General features: G+C 64.7%; 16 protein-coding genes. 11 read left to right on the top strand and 5 right to left on the bottom strand.

The window, feature by feature from the left end; all coding sequences use genetic code 11:
• The first annotated feature begins 46 nt into the window (after positions 1-46).
• A complete protein-coding gene (locus J7E83_RS16520) occupies positions 47-430 on the top strand; it encodes an RNA-binding S4 domain-containing protein (protein ID WP_214964407.1) in 384 nt (127 codons plus the stop codon).
• Positions 431-443: 13 nt separating this feature from the next.
• Here J7E83_RS16520 and J7E83_RS16515 read toward each other — a convergent pair whose 3' ends face one another.
• Entirely contained in the window at positions 444-950 is a 507-nt protein-coding gene (locus J7E83_RS16515; RefSeq protein ID WP_214964403.1) for a hypothetical protein, read from the bottom strand.
• A 167-nt stretch (positions 951-1,117) separates the two neighbouring features.
• Between J7E83_RS16515 and J7E83_RS16510 the strand changes: the two genes are divergently transcribed.
• Positions 1,118-1,735 carry a uracil-DNA glycosylase gene (locus J7E83_RS16510; RefSeq protein ID WP_214964401.1) on the top strand — a complete coding sequence of 206 codons (618 nt, stop codon included), beginning with the start codon at positions 1,118-1,120 and terminating at the stop codon, positions 1,733-1,735.
• A gap of 64 nt (positions 1,736-1,799) precedes the next feature.
• Here J7E83_RS16510 and J7E83_RS16505 read toward each other — a convergent pair whose 3' ends face one another.
• The gene (locus J7E83_RS16505; protein ID WP_214964399.1) at positions 1,800-3,044 is read right to left on the bottom strand and encodes a HipA domain-containing protein; all 1,245 of its coding nucleotides are present in this window, start codon (positions 3,042-3,044) and stop codon (positions 1,800-1,802) included.
• On the bottom strand, positions 3,041-3,307 hold the full coding sequence (locus J7E83_RS16500) for a helix-turn-helix transcriptional regulator (protein ID WP_214964397.1): 267 nt from the start codon (positions 3,305-3,307) through the stop codon (positions 3,041-3,043). The genes J7E83_RS16505 and J7E83_RS16500 overlap by 4 nt, the downstream gene beginning before the upstream one ends.
• 222 nt (positions 3,308-3,529) lie before the next feature.
• Between J7E83_RS16500 and J7E83_RS16495 the strand changes: the two genes are divergently transcribed.
• Positions 3,530-6,061 carry an AMP-binding protein gene (locus J7E83_RS16495; RefSeq protein WP_214964484.1) on the top strand — a complete coding sequence of 844 codons (2,532 nt, stop codon included), beginning with the start codon at positions 3,530-3,532 and terminating at the stop codon, positions 6,059-6,061.
• Positions 6,062-6,160: 99 nt separating this feature from the next.
• On the opposite strand, the gene J7E83_RS16490 is transcribed toward J7E83_RS16495, so the two are convergent.
• The gene (locus J7E83_RS16490) at positions 6,161-6,445 is read right to left on the bottom strand and encodes a DUF1540 domain-containing protein (protein ID WP_214964395.1); all 285 of its coding nucleotides are present in this window, start codon (positions 6,443-6,445) and stop codon (positions 6,161-6,163) included.
• A 748-nt stretch (positions 6,446-7,193) separates the two neighbouring features.
• On the opposite strand from J7E83_RS16490, the gene J7E83_RS16485 reads away from it, so the two are divergent.
• From J7E83_RS16485 to J7E83_RS16455, 7 genes are all read left to right on the top strand, one after another.
• Positions 7,194-7,493, top strand: coding sequence for a DUF4193 domain-containing protein (locus J7E83_RS16485; RefSeq protein WP_214964393.1), 300 nt, complete (start codon positions 7,194-7,196; stop codon positions 7,491-7,493).
• A 117-nt stretch (positions 7,494-7,610) separates the two neighbouring features.
• Entirely contained in the window at positions 7,611-8,129 is a 519-nt protein-coding gene (locus J7E83_RS16480; RefSeq protein WP_214964391.1) for a hypothetical protein, read from the top strand.
• Positions 8,130-8,152: 23 nt separating this feature from the next.
• Positions 8,153-8,614 carry a hypothetical protein gene (locus tag J7E83_RS16475; RefSeq protein ID WP_214964389.1) on the top strand — a complete coding sequence of 154 codons (462 nt, stop codon included), beginning with the start codon at positions 8,153-8,155 and terminating at the stop codon, positions 8,612-8,614.
• A gap of 107 nt (positions 8,615-8,721) precedes the next feature.
• Positions 8,722-9,474: a FadR/GntR family transcriptional regulator gene (locus tag J7E83_RS16470; protein ID WP_396020563.1), complete on the top strand. Its 753-nt coding sequence runs from the start codon at positions 8,722-8,724 to the stop codon at positions 9,472-9,474.
• 17 nt (positions 9,475-9,491) lie between these two features.
• Positions 9,492-10,589, top strand: coding sequence for an asparaginase (locus J7E83_RS16465; protein ID WP_214964386.1), 1,098 nt, complete (start codon positions 9,492-9,494; stop codon positions 10,587-10,589).
• Positions 10,590-10,596: 7 nt separating this feature from the next.
• Entirely contained in the window at positions 10,597-12,057 is a 1,461-nt protein-coding gene (locus J7E83_RS16460; RefSeq protein ID WP_214964380.1) for an aspartate ammonia-lyase, read from the top strand.
• A 59-nt stretch (positions 12,058-12,116) separates the two neighbouring features.
• Positions 12,117-13,655 (top strand): amino acid permease, encoded by a 1,539-nt coding sequence (locus J7E83_RS16455; protein WP_214964482.1) that lies wholly within the window; start codon positions 12,117-12,119, stop codon positions 13,653-13,655.
• Between the two features lie 132 nt (positions 13,656-13,787).
• On the opposite strand, the gene J7E83_RS16450 is transcribed toward J7E83_RS16455, so the two are convergent.
• Complete coding sequence (locus J7E83_RS16450; RefSeq protein ID WP_214964378.1) at positions 13,788-15,065, bottom strand: alpha-L-fucosidase; 1,278 nt, start codon at positions 15,063-15,065, stop codon at positions 13,788-13,790.
• 228 nt (positions 15,066-15,293) lie between these two features.
• On the opposite strand from J7E83_RS16450, the gene J7E83_RS16445 reads away from it, so the two are divergent.
• Positions 15,294-15,965, top strand: coding sequence for a FadR/GntR family transcriptional regulator (locus J7E83_RS16445; RefSeq protein WP_214964376.1), 672 nt, complete (start codon positions 15,294-15,296; stop codon positions 15,963-15,965).
• Positions 15,966-15,985 lie beyond the last annotated feature (20 nt).

The following is a 15,985-nucleotide window of genomic DNA, read 5'->3' as shown; positions in this document are numbered from 1 at the left end:
CTTGGAGAATGCCCTGGAGTCCGACGCCGTATACTCGGTGCCAGCCATGAGCAGTCTTCCTTCCTCCCCCGCCAGCGTCCGCATCGACGCGTGGTTGTGGGCCATCCGGGCGTACAAAACCCGTTCGGCGGCCACAGCCGCCTGCCGTGCCGGCCACGTCCGGCTCAACGGTAGCCCGGCCAAGGCGTCGGCCACCCTGGTGACGGGCGATACTGTGACCGTGCGGCAGCCGGGGTACGAACGGATTCTGGAAGTCCGCCGGCTGATTGCCAAGCGCGTCGGCGCCGAGGCTGCCTCGCACTGCTTTACCGACCACACGCCGCCCCGGCCCATCGCGCCTGCACTGGGCCTCCCGCAGCGGGACCGTGGCGCCGGGCGCCCCACCAAGAAGGACCGCCGCGAGATGGAGCGGCTCCGGGGCCCGGCTTGAGGGTAGACAGGGCCTAGTTCCGGGTGCGCGCCTGCACCAGGTTCGCGAACGGCAGCCTGCCGTAAGTTTCGACGAACTCCGCGTGGTACCGGGCCTCTGAAGTGACTAATTCAGCTGCCGGGAGCTCTTTCCAGGCGATGACGAGCGCCTCAGAATTCGCGAGCTGCCAGACCAGTCTGCCGTCCCAATGGCCTGGTGGCTTCCCCTTGCCGAAGTCCAGGAACTCCTTGATCTGCCGCCTGAGTCCACGGTTGCCTTTGCTTCCAGGCCCCGCCTTGCCCATGTAGAGGATGTCCGCGCCATCCACCCATTCGGCGTCGAGGGCCTGTTCCGGCAGCGAGGGGTCCTTCTTCTTGAAAGTTCCGGCAATGCTCTTTTTCAGGAACAGCGGCTCGAAACCCTCCGGACGCAGCACCGCGAAGATACCGGTGCCTTGCGGGATCCTCATGATCTCAAGGCTGCCGAAGGCCCTGAATCCGGCGAACCCATCGTCCTTGAGCGTTTTCTTATCAAATGGCAATGGATTTCCTTGGAATGGGGCAACCTTGGGGGATCTACGCAAGCCTACGGGGAGACGCGTCACACAAGCGCCCCGGGAAGCCAACCCTGCCGCGCACCGCAACTCCCAAAAGCGTAGAGTAGCCTAAGACGCCTGATTCTGGACGCCTTGCTGCTGAGGGAGAGATCGTGACGATTGACTGGGACGAAAAAAAGGCCCTGCTACAGGAACCAAACATCGCGGCGGTAACGCAGCTCTGCGATGAACTGATGGAAAAGAAGCCAGGGTCCATCGTCCCCTATATCGATCCCGTGCACGACGAGGACGAATGCCGCATCGTCAGCCTCCAGGTCAGCCCCGGCAAGGGCACCGAATCCGGCTTCGTGTCCCATTACAACGACGATGAAGCAGCCCGCAGGGCAACCCAGATCTACGAGCTTGCAGACCTCGACCCCCGCTATGTGATGCCTTGGAACGCCTACCCGTGGGTCCGCGACCCCGAACTTCCATCGGCGCTCAACGTCCAGGAAAAGACGGACGGCCTGCGCCCGTTCCGCCAGTTCCTGAAGATCAACCGGCGCGTCTCCGCAGTCATCGCCCACGGCACGGACGCCTCCACATTCCTCACCCTCTTCGAGAAGACATACCACTCCTCCCTGAAGAACAGCGGAATCAAGATCTACAAGGCCAGCGCCCTCGGCGGCCGCGCCTTCGCCGTCTCTGAAGCCAAGCAGGAGGACCTTCTGGCCAGGAGCGTCGAGATCTACAAAGACGCCATGCAGCGCGCAGGCATCCAGCACCTCTAGATTTACCCAGGAGGGCAACGAACGACGGCGGCACCCGGCCAGCATTGCACGTAGCCTTTTCGCCTCACCCCTCCAGCAACCTCCGCCGGTGCCGCAGCTCCTTGACCCACGCCCTGGTGACCAGATCCGGAAACGGCGAGCCGCCGCCGTCGTTCCCGCCGGGCCTTAACGCGCCGGCGAACGCGGTGCCCTTCTCCAGGTCCGAGATCAGCGGCCCGGACGCTTTGAGCGCCAGCTCCACAACCTGCGCCGCCGCCCGCTCAGTGAGCCCCAGCTCTGCGGCCCAGCCCATAAAATGCCGGCGCGAGATCCCGCTGCGCTTCCCGGCCAAGGCCAGCGCGAGGGTTTTATCGCCGTACACGACGGTTGAGGGGATGTCGTACACCGGGGCGATGGACCACTCTCCGTGCGGCTGCTGGACCATGGAGACGTTCTTGGCATGCAGATCCCCGTTCCCGCTCAACCATGCGAACACAGCTTGGAGCGCGAGGTTGCGAAGGGCCGGAAGGGGCGCGGAGCAGTACTCGGCCAGGGCACGGCAGACCTGCCCGAACCCTACGTTGTATTTGTCCGCCGGGTACAGCTTGAGCACCTGGGCGCCGTCCTCCACGGCAAGGCGCCGCACTTCGTCGGTGCCGCTGCCCGCAACCGGCACCCGGTCGAAGCGTTCCACCAGCAGTCCCGGCCGGCCGGCGACGTCGCGGATCAGCCGGACCCTGCTTAGCGGGATCCGCAGCCTCGCAGCGTACCGGAACATGACCAGTTCGTTCTCAACCACGTGCGGGAACTCGGGGGCGTTGAGTTTGAGGATGAACCGCTTGCCCGCGCTCGCTACCGGCAGGGAAATCATCCCCGCGGACAGCTTGTCCTGCACGCCCGCCAAGGCAACGGGGTCGATCAGGTCCGGATCCCCCAGCAACTGGTCGAAGTCCACGGCATGCTTCGGATCCAGCTCAACCACGTGCTCGTCCGGGTCCAGGGGTTCCCCGTGGCCCACGATCTGCACATCGCCCACCGGATTACCGCCGGCCGCGATCAGCAGCGAAAGGTCATCGTCCGCGCTCGTCTTCACGGATCGCCTCAGCGCGTTGAGCCGGCGCCCCTCAGGCAGCAGCCCGGTAAAGTAGGGCGGCGCGGCGCCCGCTGCGGCCAGCACGGGTTCGGCGGTCAGCGGCAGGGAACTGGCGACGGCGGGCCGCCCGGACGCGAGGTACGCAGGCAGGTAGGTGAACCGTGTGCCGCCGTCGTACCTTTCGAGCCTGGCAGCCAGGAAGCCCGCCTTGTAGATATCGGCGATCCGGTGCTTCACGCCGGGGCTTCCTGATCGCCGGCCCGGCCCGTGAGCGCGTTGGCGGCCTTGCTGGTCCGGGTGCCCAGGCGCAGCTCAAGTCCCAGGGTTTCAAGTACAGCGGTCAGCGAATCCAGCTGAATGCTTGGCTTGCCCTGCTCAACGAACCGGACAAAGCGTTCGGAGACGGCCGCCAAGGCGGCCAGGTCCTCTTGGGTGAGGCCCAGGGCCATCCGGCGGGTACGAACCTCGGCCGCAAGGAGGTCGCTGATCTCGGCTGCCATGAATCCTCGAATTCGGTACGATCGTGCCGCTTTGTCTCTCATCCTCAGTCTACGTCCAGTAAACGCACGGGACCAGCGGACGATTCGGAACGAACGTACCGCTGGCGTCAGCGTGTCCATGCTTCACTCCAGTTACCGGAAGAACGACCTGCGACGCGTCGTCATATCTCCCGGGCTGGTTTTACTTAGGCAAGCCTTAACTAATACCATCGCGGGGTGACCATGCAGCTTGATCTACCCCGGATCTCCTTTGCCGCGGATCTTGCGAAGTACGGGGACCAGCCCGCCATACTTGCCGACGACCAGGTGCTCACCTACCGGGAGCTCGCTGAGCGCGTCGACGCCTTCGCTCTCCGGCTCGGCACGGGGCGACGACTCGTTGCGCTGGCGGCTTCCAACGACGTGGATTCCCTCGTTGCCTACCTGGCCGCAATGGCCTCGGGGCACCCGCTGATCCTCGTCCCGGAAGACAAACCAGCAGCCCTGGCCTCGCTTGTAGCGGCTTATGACCCCGACGTCGTCCTGCGGTCTGGAAACGGACAACTCGGCTTCGAAGAACGTCGGGCCGGTTCACGGCACGTCCTGCACCAGGACCTGGCCTTGCTGCTCAGCACGTCGGGGTCCACGGGGTCACCAAAGCTCGTTCGCCTCTCGCACGAAAACCTGCAGTCCAACGCCGAGTCCATTGCCGAGTACCTGAATATAGGCCCGGATGACCGTGCGGCGACCACGCTGCCGATCTCCTACTGCTACGGCCTCTCGGTGATCAACAGCCACCTGCTCCGTGGGGCCGGCCTGGTGCTCTCGGGCCTTTCCGTCGTTGATCCATGCTTCTGGGACCTCTTCCGCAACTGCCAGGCCACGGCTTTCGCCGCCGTTCCCTACACCTTCGAACTGCTGGAACGCGCCGGCTTCGCCGACATGGAGGTGCCCAGCCTCCGCTACGTGACGCAGGCCGGAGGCCGGCTCCCGCCGGAGATGGTGCAAAGGTATGCCGAGCTCGGGCAGCGGCGAGGCTGGGAACTCTTCGTCATGTATGGCCAGACGGAAGCTACCGCCCGGATGGCCTACTTGCCACCGGAGCTGGCAGCCACCGTACCGGCGGCCATCGGAATACCGGTCCCCGGCGGGGATTTTCGCATTGATCCGGTCCCCGGGCTTGAGCACGGCGAGCTCATCTACACGGGACCGAACGTCATGCTGGGGTACGCCGAAGTCCCGGAGGACCTCGCCCTGGGCAGAAGTATCCAGGAACTGCGCACCGGCGACCTCGCCCGGAAACATCCCGCAGGTGTCTTTGAGGTGGTGGGCAGGCGCAGCCGGTTCCTGAAGATCGTGGGACTGCGCGTCGACCTCGGCCAGGTCGAACGTATGCTCGCGGATATGGGCGTCCAGTCCGCAACCGCCGGCACGGACCAGGGACTCGTCGTCGCCGTCGAAGGCGAGCAGGACACACGACTGCTGGGCAAGGTCCTTGCCCAGGGGCTCGGGTTGCCGAGGGCGGCCGTCGACCTTCACGCCGTCGAGCACCTTCCGCGGCTGGCTACCGGCAAGCTGGACTACCGGGCGGTCCTGGCACTTTCCCGGACTGACGAGGCGGAGCCGGTCCCGGATCAGGGCACAGCCGCTGCCGTCGGCCCACACAACGTAGACAGCGCCAGACGGATTTTCGAAGACGTCCTGGAGCGTGCGGACATCGCAGACACGGATACTTTTGTGTCGCTGGGAGGCGATTCCCTGTCCTACGTAGCGGCCTCCGTCAGGCTGGAGCAAGCACTGGGCCACCTCCCTGCGGACTGGCACGTGACTCCTGTCCGTGAACTGGAACCGCGGATCCTCCCTGGACCGGTCCGGAAACGTCGGCGGATCTTCGCTCCCCTTGAAACCAGCATCGTGCTGAGGGCCGTCGCCATTGTGTGCATCGTCAGCACCCATGTCGGGCTTTTCCACTGGCAGGGTACGGCTCACGTCCTCATGGCGCTTGCCGGTTACAATTTCGCGCGTTTCCAGCTCGCCGGCAAACGCGTCCCCCGCCTAAGACGGCAAGTGACCAGCCTGGCCAGGATCGCGGTCCCAAGCATGGTCTTCATCGCGGCCGCCTGCCTGGTCACCGACAACTACACACCGGCGAACATTCTGCTCCTGAACGCCATCATCGGCCCTGAAGCGGTCACCACCCAATGGCATTTCTGGTTTATCGAAGTACTCGCGTACCTTCTCGTGGCAATGACGGCCCTGCTGGCAGTTCCCTGGGCGGACCGCGCCGAGCGGCGCTTCCCGCTGCTCTTCCCCCTGGCCCTTACCGGGGCGGGACTGCTCACCCGCTACGAACTGGTCGATCCGGGCGTGCCGCACACGGCGCCGGCCCTGTGGCTCTTCGCGCTTGGCTGGGCTATCTCGCGGACGCGGAACGTGGCACAACGCGGCGCCGTCTCGGCCCTTGCAGCCCTTACAGTTCCAGGATTCTTCGAGAACTGGGACAGGGAATGCACACTGCTCGTCGGAATCCTGATGCTCATCTGGCTGCCTAGCGTTCCGGTGCCGAAGGGGCTCCGACGGCTGGCTATGCTGCTGGCGAACGCTTCCCTCTACGCCTACCTTGTCCACTGGCTCGTCTACCCACCGCTGGCACCGATCAGTCCGGCGCTGGCGGTGATAGCATCGCTCGCCGCCGGGGTGGCGTACTGGGCATTGTGCACGCGGGTCATGGGCGCTTTTGGCCCTTTACGCACTCGCTTGAAGAGGCAAGGTTAGAGATGTGAAGGTTGCGACTGCATAGAACCTCCACGCCCGGCAGGACGACCACCTTGCAGATCTGCGGCAATGCCCCGCGCTCGCGGTCTGGTAAGTCCCCTACGAGTGTGTGTAGGTAAGGCAGTCGGCGTTGTCTGCACCCGGACCCACGTGCACCTCGGCTGCGTTGCACATCAGGTGGTCGTTGTATACGCATTCCGAGCGTTGGCAGGCACCGACGTCGGCCAGCACTTTGGTCAGGCCACCGTGCGCGCCGGTATCGATGAACGTGGCGCAGGCGGCATGGTCTTCGGTGCCGCCCACCGTGATGGCCGCCGCGTTACATTCAGAGTGGTCGTTGAAGGAGCAATTGGTCACGCTGCAGTCTGCGACATGCGTTGTCATGGGGATCCTCCGTGTTCCAGCCGCCCGGGACGGGCCGCTTCCTGTCTTCACGGTAGGCCAGCACTGGGGGATCAAAAAGACCCAATTGTGTGCCCTAATTGCCAAGGGCCCGGGTGGCCTGTGGGGAACCTTAACAACAGGGCCTGATGGGCGTATTTTATTGGTGTCGGAATCCGACCCTGGCCTTGGCCGTGTCGGCTGCTTCAGGGCCGGGCAGCCGTGGAGGCACAGCTGCCGGAGCCGGAGGCGACGCAGACAGTGGGACCACGGCAGGCCAGGCGTAAGGGCTACCAGAGAGCGGAGGAACCGGTACGGAAAACGACATCCGCGTTGTCGTCGACAGGGCGCAGGAAGAGATGATTTTCATCGGGCCTGACCACCCGTACTATCCGTTGTTGGCTGGCTTGGTCTCCGCCGTTGCGGGTGCGTGGCAGCAGGGCTACGACCATCGCAGCTCGGGAGGCCCTGACCACAACCCCTACCGGTGGGGCTGCGGTGGGGGTTGACGGGTACCTGTGTCGCCTGCTGCCTGTCGATGGAGCGTTGATCCGAGCCCTGGTAGAGAGGGGCGCCAGGGAATGGGACGGCGGCAGGCCCCTCTGCCGGTGCCTGCCGACATTGCTCGGCTCGCGCCTGTGGCTGGGCCTCCCGAAGGCTGCGTGGTTCCGGGAATATCTTCCCTTAGTGCCCGGTTGGAGTAGTGATCCTGCGAACGTTCGCAGGATGGAGACCCAAGGAAGGAATCGCGATGTCCATCGACTACGACGCTCCGCGCCTGACGCCCGAGGATGAGTCGACCGAAACCTTGGACGAACTGAAGACAGATAAGACAGCGGCACGAGGGGCCGTCATCGACGTGGACGAGGCCGATCTCGCCGACAGCTTCGTACTGCCGGGGGCGGACCTTTCGACCGAGGAACTGCTCGTCCAGATGGTCCCGGTCCAATCCGACGAATTCACGTGCATGTCCTGCTTCCTCGTCCACCACCGAAGCCAGCTCGCCCGCGAAAAGGACGGCAAGAAGTACTGCACAGAGTGCGAGGGATAACCAGGGACTTCCGGCCTATTAATCCAGTCGGTGTATGATCCTTACTTCCCGTCCCTAGTCTTTGTCCACAGAGATCCTGGATGAGGTGCCATTCCGCCTTTTACTGAAGGAGCTCCCGTGAGTCACCGAAACGGCAACGCGGATTCCAGGACCCCTGCGACGGATCGCGTTGCCGGCAATGTCGAAAGCCGTCCGAACACACCCACGGAACGGCCGGGGCGTCCTTCCGAAGGACCAAACCGGCCAGTCAGCAAAGACATCATGATGGCACTCTTGGTCGGGCTCCTCGCCGGACTGCTTGGCTTGGCACCTTGGCTGATCACCGGAGCACGGCTGCCAGTGCAGAACCTTTGGGGATCGGATGTATCGCCTGGACAAATGCCGTTGGCGCTCTTGCCGCTGAGCCAGTACGAGGCCACCACATTGGTCGCCCTCATGATGACGGGCGCGGCGACCGCCGGCCTGGCGGTGCGGCGATGGTTCCCCGCGCGGCGCCACCTCGCCACATGGTGCGCAGCTACGGGTTTGCTCGCGGTGCAGGTCGCTGCGACGATTCAGGCTTTCACCGTGGTCTCTAACGGCCTGGCCGCCGGGCCGATGTCGGGCCTCTACGTTGCCGGCCTGCTGTCCGGGTAGTGGCTGCCATCATCGGAGGTGTAGTGGCTATGTTGCTCCTCGCGGCAGGATCCAGGGGCCCGGTGGCCCTTGGCGTCGGCATCACGGCGGTCCCGTTTGTGTCATGGATTGCCGCTGGCGTCGCTCATGTGGCCGGGATAGGTGGCGTCCCCCCATTGGTGACTACGTTGTGGCAATGGTTCCCAGCAGTGCTGGTGGGTGCCGCACTCGCATGGTGCGGGCTGCGCCCGGGTGTACGCGCCCTGGTGTGGCTGGTGAACCTGGCCCTGCTGTGGGTGTTGCCGGCGATATTCACTGCGGTCAGCAGCGTATTGGGCACACGCGTGCTGTTAGGCAACCTGCAGGAGATGATGGCGATGGGCAAGCAGGTGTTCACCGGAGCGCTCAGTCCTGCGGGCGGTGCGGCCCCTACAATCTTTCTGGCAGTGGCTGTCGCACTGGTCGGGACAGTAATCCGGACACGGGCCAGTCGATCCACGACGTAACCACAGGCGATAGTCGTAACTCGCCAGTCACAAGGTCAGGTCAGTGCTGGCGGAAGGAATGACCCGCACACATTGACAGGGCGTGTGACCCGTGCCATATTTTAAGCGTGAACCTGTCAGACAGCAGGACAGCAGGACAGCCTGCAGAGTCCGCCGCCCAGCCCGCTGCATCTCCCGCAGCGCAGGGGCAGGCCCAGCCCTTGGCTCGGCTCAGCGCTGCCGAAGCCGTGTTCAACGCCATCCGCTCTGACATTGAGTCCGGCCAGATAGCAGTGGGGGGCAAGCTCAGCTCCGAGGCAACGCTCGCACAGCAGTACGGAGTCAGCCGCTCGGTTATCCGGGAAGCGCTCCGTTCCTGCACCGCGCTTGGCCTCACCGTCACCAAGACCGGTAAGGGCACCTTCGTGGTCGCCAATAAGGTGGCCAACGACCTCACGTTGGGGCAGTATTCCGCCCGGGACCTTACAGAAGCGCGCCCGCATATCGAGGTACCCGCGGCTGGTCTGGCCGCAAAACGCCGCAGCGGCGAAGAACTGGAGACACTCCGGCACATCGTGGAAGCCATGTCCGCCGAAACGGACCCCGAATCCTGGGTGGCCTTGGACTCAAGCTTTCACGCCACCATCGCCCGCGCCAGCGGCAACAAGGTATTCGCCAGCGTCGTGGCGGATATACGGAGCGCGCTGGCCTACCAGTCCGAGACCCTGAACATGGTGGCGGACAGGCAGCACGCCTCTGACGTGGAACACCAGCAGATCCTCGCGGCCATTGAGGCAGGCTCAGCCGAGGCTGCCAGCTCTGCCATGGCCGAACACCTGCGCGCCGTGGGCGCCGCACTCGATTCCATCCTCAACAAGTAACCGCACTCAAGGACGCTATGCCAACCCCAGCCTCTCCCGCTGCCCAGACTGCTGCTTCCGGCACCACAACACGTGCAGCCGCACAGCTCCCGCGGCATGCCGCGCTGGCGGTGGCCGTCCGTGACGGCCTGACGGAAAGCATCCATTACGGATCGGTCATCGCGACAGCAGTGGACGGTTCCACCCTGGCATCGGCCGGCGATCCCCTGGCTCCCTTCTATCCGCGGTCCTCACTCAAACCGCTGCAGGCCGTGGCCATGGTCCGCGCCGGGCTGCAGCTGCCGGCCGACCTCCTGGCCCTGACCGCCGCCAGCCACTCCGGCGCGGCCAAGCATCGCGACGGCGCCCTGCGGATCCTCGAAATGCACGGCCTCACCCCCGACGCCCTTGAGAACAGCACTGACCTCCCGTACGGCGTCACCGAGCGTGAGGAATGGCTTCGGTCCGGCGGCCACGCCACGCAGCTGGCCCAGAACTGCTCCGGCAAACACGCCTCCATGGCCGCCACTTGCGTCATCAATGGCTGGCCGGTCGATGGCTACCTGAACCCGGACCACCCGCTCCAACAGCTCGTGGCCCGCACAGTCACCGAGTTAACGGACGAGGAGCCGCTGGGCCTGAGCACTGACGGCTGCGGAACTCCGCTCTTCGCCCTGACCCTCCGCGGTATGGCCCGCGCCTTCGGGCGCATCGCGGCGGCAAGCAGCACCTTGTCCGGCATCAGCACGTCCAGCACCTCCGACGACGGCGCGACCGCCACGCTTTCCGCGGAAGCCGCCGTCGGGCTGGCCATGCAGCAGCACCCTGACATGGTGGCCGGCGAAGGCCGGGACGTCACCGAACTCATGCGCGTGCTCCCCGGCGCAGTGGCGAAGGACGGCTTTGAAGGCATCCAGCTGGCGGGCCTGCCGGACGGCCGCGCCACCGCGATCAAGATTTCCGACGGCGGTGACCGCGCCCGGATGCCCGTCACCGTCAGCGTGCTCGAGGCGCTCGGCGTGGACACCACATCGCTTTCCGGCATCGCCACCGCCCCCGTCCTGGGCGGCGGGCGGCAGGTCGGCCTCCTGCAGGCCACAGATTTCCTGTCCGAACCCGTCAACGAAGCCCTGTGAGGACCCCATGACCATAACTAATACCGCCAGCGCCGCCAGTAGTCCGGCGGGCAACCAGGCCGGGACGCGTTCCGAGCATGATCTGCTCGGTGACCGTGAGGTCCCGGCCGACGCGTACTGGGGCGTGCATACCCTGCGCGCGGTGGAGAATTTCCCGATCACGGGCCAGCCGCTGGCCTCGAACATGCACCTGGTCCGCGGCCTGGCCGCCGTGAAACAAGCAGCCGCCCGCACCAACCGCGAACTCGGGCTCCTGGACGCCGGACGGGCCACCGCGATCGAACAGGCCTGCCAGGACGTCATCGACGGCAAACTCAGCGCCGAGTTCGTCGTGGACGTCATCCAGGGCGGCGCCGGGACCTCCTCGAACATGAACACCAACGAGGTCATCGCCAACCGCGCCCTGCAAATCCTCGGCCACCCCAAAGGCGACTACGCCCGCCTGCACCCCAACGACCACGTCAACCTCTCCCAATCCACCAACGACGTCTACCCCACCGCCGTGAAACTCGCCACGATCTTCGGGATCAAAGAGCTCCTCGCCGCCCTGGCAGAACTCGAAGAAGCCTGCGCCGCGAAAGCCGCCGAGTTCCGCACCGTCGTCAAGATGGGCCGCACCCAGCTCCAGGACGCCGTGCCCATGACCCTGGGCCAGGAATTCGGCACCTACGCCATCACCATCAGCGAAGACCGGCTCCGGCTCGCCGAAGCCGAAGTCCTCATCCACGAAATCAACCTCGGCGCCACCGCCATCGGCACCGGCCTGAACGCCCCGCCCGGCTACGCCGCCACCGCCTGCCGCCACCTCGCCGAGATCACCGGCCTGCCCCTGGTCACCGCCCCGGACCTGATCGAAGCCACCCAGGACGTCGGCGCGTTCGTGCACCTCTCAGGCGTCCTCAAACGCGTCGCCGTGAAACTCTCCAAAATCTGCAACGACCTGCGGCTGCTCTCCTCCGGCCCCCGCGCCGGATTCGGCGAAATCAACCTGCCCGCCGTCCAGTCCGGCTCCTCCATCATGCCCGGCAAAATCAACCCGGTCATCCCCGAAGTCGTCTCCCAGGTCGCCTACGAAGTCATCGGCAACGACGTCACCATCACCATGGCCGCCGAAGCCGGCCAACTCCAACTCAACGCCTTCGAACCCATCATCGTCCACAGCCTCCACAAGAGCATCTCCCACCTCGAAGCAGCCTGCCGCACCCTCACCAAACGCTGCATCCAGGGCATCACCGCCAACACCGAACACCTGCGCCTCACCGTCGAACAATCGATCGGCCTGGTCACCGCACTAAACCCCCACCTGGGCTACACCACGGCCACCGCCATCGCCCAGGAAGCACTCGCCACCGGCAAAGGCGTCGCCGAACTCGTCCTCGAACACGGACTGCTCACCGCCACGCAACTCCAAGAACTCCTCAGCCCCCAACGCCTGGCAAACCTCACCAAACAACCCACCCAGCAATAAGCCCCAGTCGATAGTCCCCACCCCAAGAGATAAAGGACTCCCCCGTGACAAAGCCCCCAATGGACGCCCAGCAACAAGCGGCCATCTCCGACCACACCATTCCAGCGCACGCCCACGCCTCCGAAGCCACCCTGCACCGGGAGGACGAGGGTTACCACAAGGGCCTCAAGCCCCGCCAGGTCCAGATGATCGCGATCGGCGGCGCCATCGGCACCGGTCTTTTCATGGGCGCCGGCGGCCGGCTCGCCACGGCAGGCCCGGCCCTGATCATCAGCTACGCCGTATGCGGCTTCTTCGCGTTCATGATCCTTCGCGCCCTCGGCGAGCTCGTCATGCACCGCCCGTCGTCAGGCTCATTCGTTTCCTATGCCCGCGAGTTCTTCGGTGAGAAAGCCGCGTTCGTCACCGGCTGGCTCTACTGGCTGAACTGGGCCATGACAGCGATCGTGGACATCACCGCCGTCGCGCTTTACATGAACTTCTTCAAGAAGTACTGGGCCCCCATTGCCGATGTCCCGCAGTGGATGTGGGCACTGGCGGCGCTTATCCTGGTGCTCGGCCTGAACCTGATTTCTGTCAAGGTGTTCGGTGAACTCGAGTTCTGGTTCGCGCTGATCAAGGTTGTTGCCCTCCTGACCTTCCTTGTCGTAGGCATCTACTTCGTCATCTTCGGCACCCCGGTGGCAGGCCAGGAAGTCGGATTCTCCCTGATCGCTGACAACGGCGGCCTCTTCCCCAACGGCCTGTTGCCCGCCATCGTCGTGATGCAGGGTGTTGTGTTCGCCTACGCGTCGATCGAGCTGATCGGTACCGCGGCCGGCGAAACGGAGAACCCCGAGAAGATCATGCCCAAGGCCATCAACACGGTCATCGTCCGCATCGCGGTCTTCTACGTCGGTTCCCTGATCCTGCTGTCGCTGCTTCTGCCGTACACGTCGTACAAGTCCGGCGAAAGCCCCTTCGTCACGTTCTTCGGTTCCATCGGCGTTGAGGGTGTGGATGCCATCATGAACCTCGTGGTCCTCACGGCAGCCCTTTCCTCGCTGAACGCCGGGCTCTATTCCACGGGCCGCATCATGCGCTCCATGTCGGTCACGGGATCGGCCCCGAAGTTCGCTGGCCGCATGAACAAGGCCGGTGTCCCCTATGGCGGAATCGCACTGACAGCCGCCGTAGCGTGCCTGGGTGTGGTGCTCAACGCTGTAGTGCCGGCGGAAGCGTTCGAGATCGTGCTGAACATCGCGTCGCTGGGCATTATCAGCACGTGGGGCATGATCGTCCTGTGCCAGATGCAGCTGGTCAAGCTCTCCAACCGCGGCGAACTGCTGCGCCCGGCGTTCCGGATGCCCGGCTCCCCGGTCACCGGCTGGGTCACCCTCGCGTTCCTGGCCGCGGTGCTGGTGCTGATGGCGTTCGATTCCCCCGTGGGCACCTGGACCATCGCCTCGCTGGTGGTAGTGATTCCCGCGCTGATGCTGGGCTGGCGCCTCTGCCGCGACCGTATTCTGGAGCTCGCCGCGGTGCGTGACGGATTCACTGGCCCGTACCCGCTGGTCGCCAACCGTCCGGCTCCCGGTGCCGGTAAGGACGCCAAGTAGCCGCCTAACCCCTTGAAGTAAGCGTCCGACGGCGGCACCCGGGTTCCGTTCCCACGGAACCGGGGTGCCGCCGTCGTGGTTTAAGTCGCCTGCTGGCCGCGGCTCAACTTCCCGTCCGGCGTTGGGGCCTAGCTACCCGGCGAGGAAAAGCTCAAGCACAGGGAGGTCGACGTCCGGCCGCTGAACGGGCAGCTTGATGGTCAGGGTGCCGGCGGGCTGGGCTCCGGGCTGCATGTTGTGTGCCTGCGCCTGCGGATCGTTTTCCTGGAGGAAGACCTCCGAGGCGTCGTTGAGCAGCTGCGCATACTCCACCTTGCCTTCGAGTCCTGGCAGGTGGACAAACTGGAAAGGCCACGCGAACAGGTGGACGTAGAGCCGGTTTCCGGACTGGGTGTACCGTGCATCCGCGGGCGGCGTGAACGTTGACGGCCCCGCGCCGTAGACGGACCGGCCGTGCAGCCGCATCCATGCTCCGATCCCTTGCAGCGCCTCGGTGGCGCGCGGATCGAAATTGCCGCGGCCGGTCGGGCCCACGTTAAGCAGCAGGTTACCGCCCTTGGAGACCCCGTCCACGAGCATCCGAATGAGCAGGTCCACGGATTTGAAGTTGAGGTTGTCCCGGTCGTAGCCCCAGCTTCCGTTGAGCGTTTGGCACGCTTCCCAAGCGACCTGCTGGTTGTCCACCAGCATGGGCCCGGCCGGCTGGTACTGCTCCGGGGTGACGAAGTCGCCCGGGATTTCCAGGCGGTCGTTAACCACGATGCCCGGCTGCAGCTCCCGGACCATGGCCAGCAGCGCCTCGGAGTCCCACTCTTTCCGGCCCTTGCCGCCCCAGAACTCCTCCGGGCCGTGCTCTGAGTAGGAGAAATCGAAGAACAGATAGTCGATTTGGCCGTAATCCGTGAGCAGCTCACGGACCTGGCCGTGCAGGTAGTCCCGGTACCGGGCCATGTCCCGGCCTGCGTTCAGGGCCTCCACATCCGGGGAGTTCCGCTGCGGATGCGCGCCGTCGATGGTGAAATCCGGGTGATGCCAGTCAATCAGTGAGTGATAGAACCCGACCTTCAGCCCCTCGGCCCGCAACGCATCCACGTAGGGACGAACAAGATCACGCCCAGCCGGGGTGTTGGTGGACTTGTATTCGGTGAGGGACGAGTCCCAGAGGCAGAAGCCGTCGTGGTGCTTGGTTGTCAGCACCACGTACTTCATGCCGGCATCCTTCGCCGCCCGCGCCCATTCCCGGGGATCGTACAGGTCCGGATCAAAGCGCCGGAAGTAGCGGGAATAGTACTCTGCGGTGAGTTCCTCAAGGTTCATCACCCACTCATGCCTGGCAGGCAAAGCATACAAACCCCAGTGGACGAACATGCCGAGCCGGGCTTCTTCGAACCAGGCAGCGTGCTGAATCATTGAACATCCTTTAGTGAGAGGAGGGGATACGCCTGCCAGCTTAAACATCAGATGTATCAGGAGTCAACGATGTATTTTCAATAGAAATTGGGGCAAACGTACCGGACAGCTCCGATGTAAGGGTTCAAACTAGCCTTCCAGCGGAAAACGAAAGACCTATGCCTGGTCCCAGATTGCCGCGTCATAAGTGCAGCTAAACATCCGACGATTGAGCGCTAAGATGTTCGCATGGCAGTCACAGATGAGGCGATCGACAAGATCAAGGACATGCTCCTGCGCGGCGAGCTCAATGCGGGCGACCGCCTGCCCCCGGAGAAAGAGCTCAGCGACCGGCTAGGGCTGTCCCGCAGCTCATTGCGTGAGGCCGTGAAGGCGCTGGCCCTCATCCGCGTCCTGGACGTCCGGCGCGGTGACGGTACCTATGTGACCAGCCTGGATGCAAAACTGCTGAACGAGGCAGTGGCCTTCGTGGTGGAACTGCACCAGGACAGGTCCATCCTGGAACTCTTCGAGGTCCGGCGTATCTTGGAACCGGCCACGGCATTCATCGCGGCAGGCAAAATAGGCGCCGAGGAACTCCTGGAACTCCGCGGCACCATGGACGGCATAGACGAGAACACCGATGTTGAGGAACTGGTAGCCCACGACCTTGAATTCCACCGGCTCATCAGCAGGGCCGCCGGCAATGCGTACCTGGAGAGTCTGCTGGATGCCCTTTCCGGCAGCACTGTCCGGGCAAGGATTTGGCGCGGCCTGACCCAGGACAGGGCCGTCGCGCACACGCTGTCGGAGCACAAGGCCATCGCCGATGCCCTGGCCCGTGGTGACGCAGAGCTGGTGCGCGCGCTCGTGACCGTCCACATCAGCGGCGTAGAGACCTGGCTGCGGCAGGCGCTCTAGCCATCCCCATGGAATGACAG

This window comes from Arthrobacter sp. ISL-48 (assembly GCF_018613805.1).
In the GTDB taxonomy this organism is placed as follows: domain Bacteria; phylum Actinomycetota; class Actinomycetes; order Actinomycetales; family Micrococcaceae; genus Arthrobacter.
The sequence above is the reverse complement of the archived record's forward strand: the minus strand, read 5'-3'. Positions and strand labels throughout refer to the sequence as shown.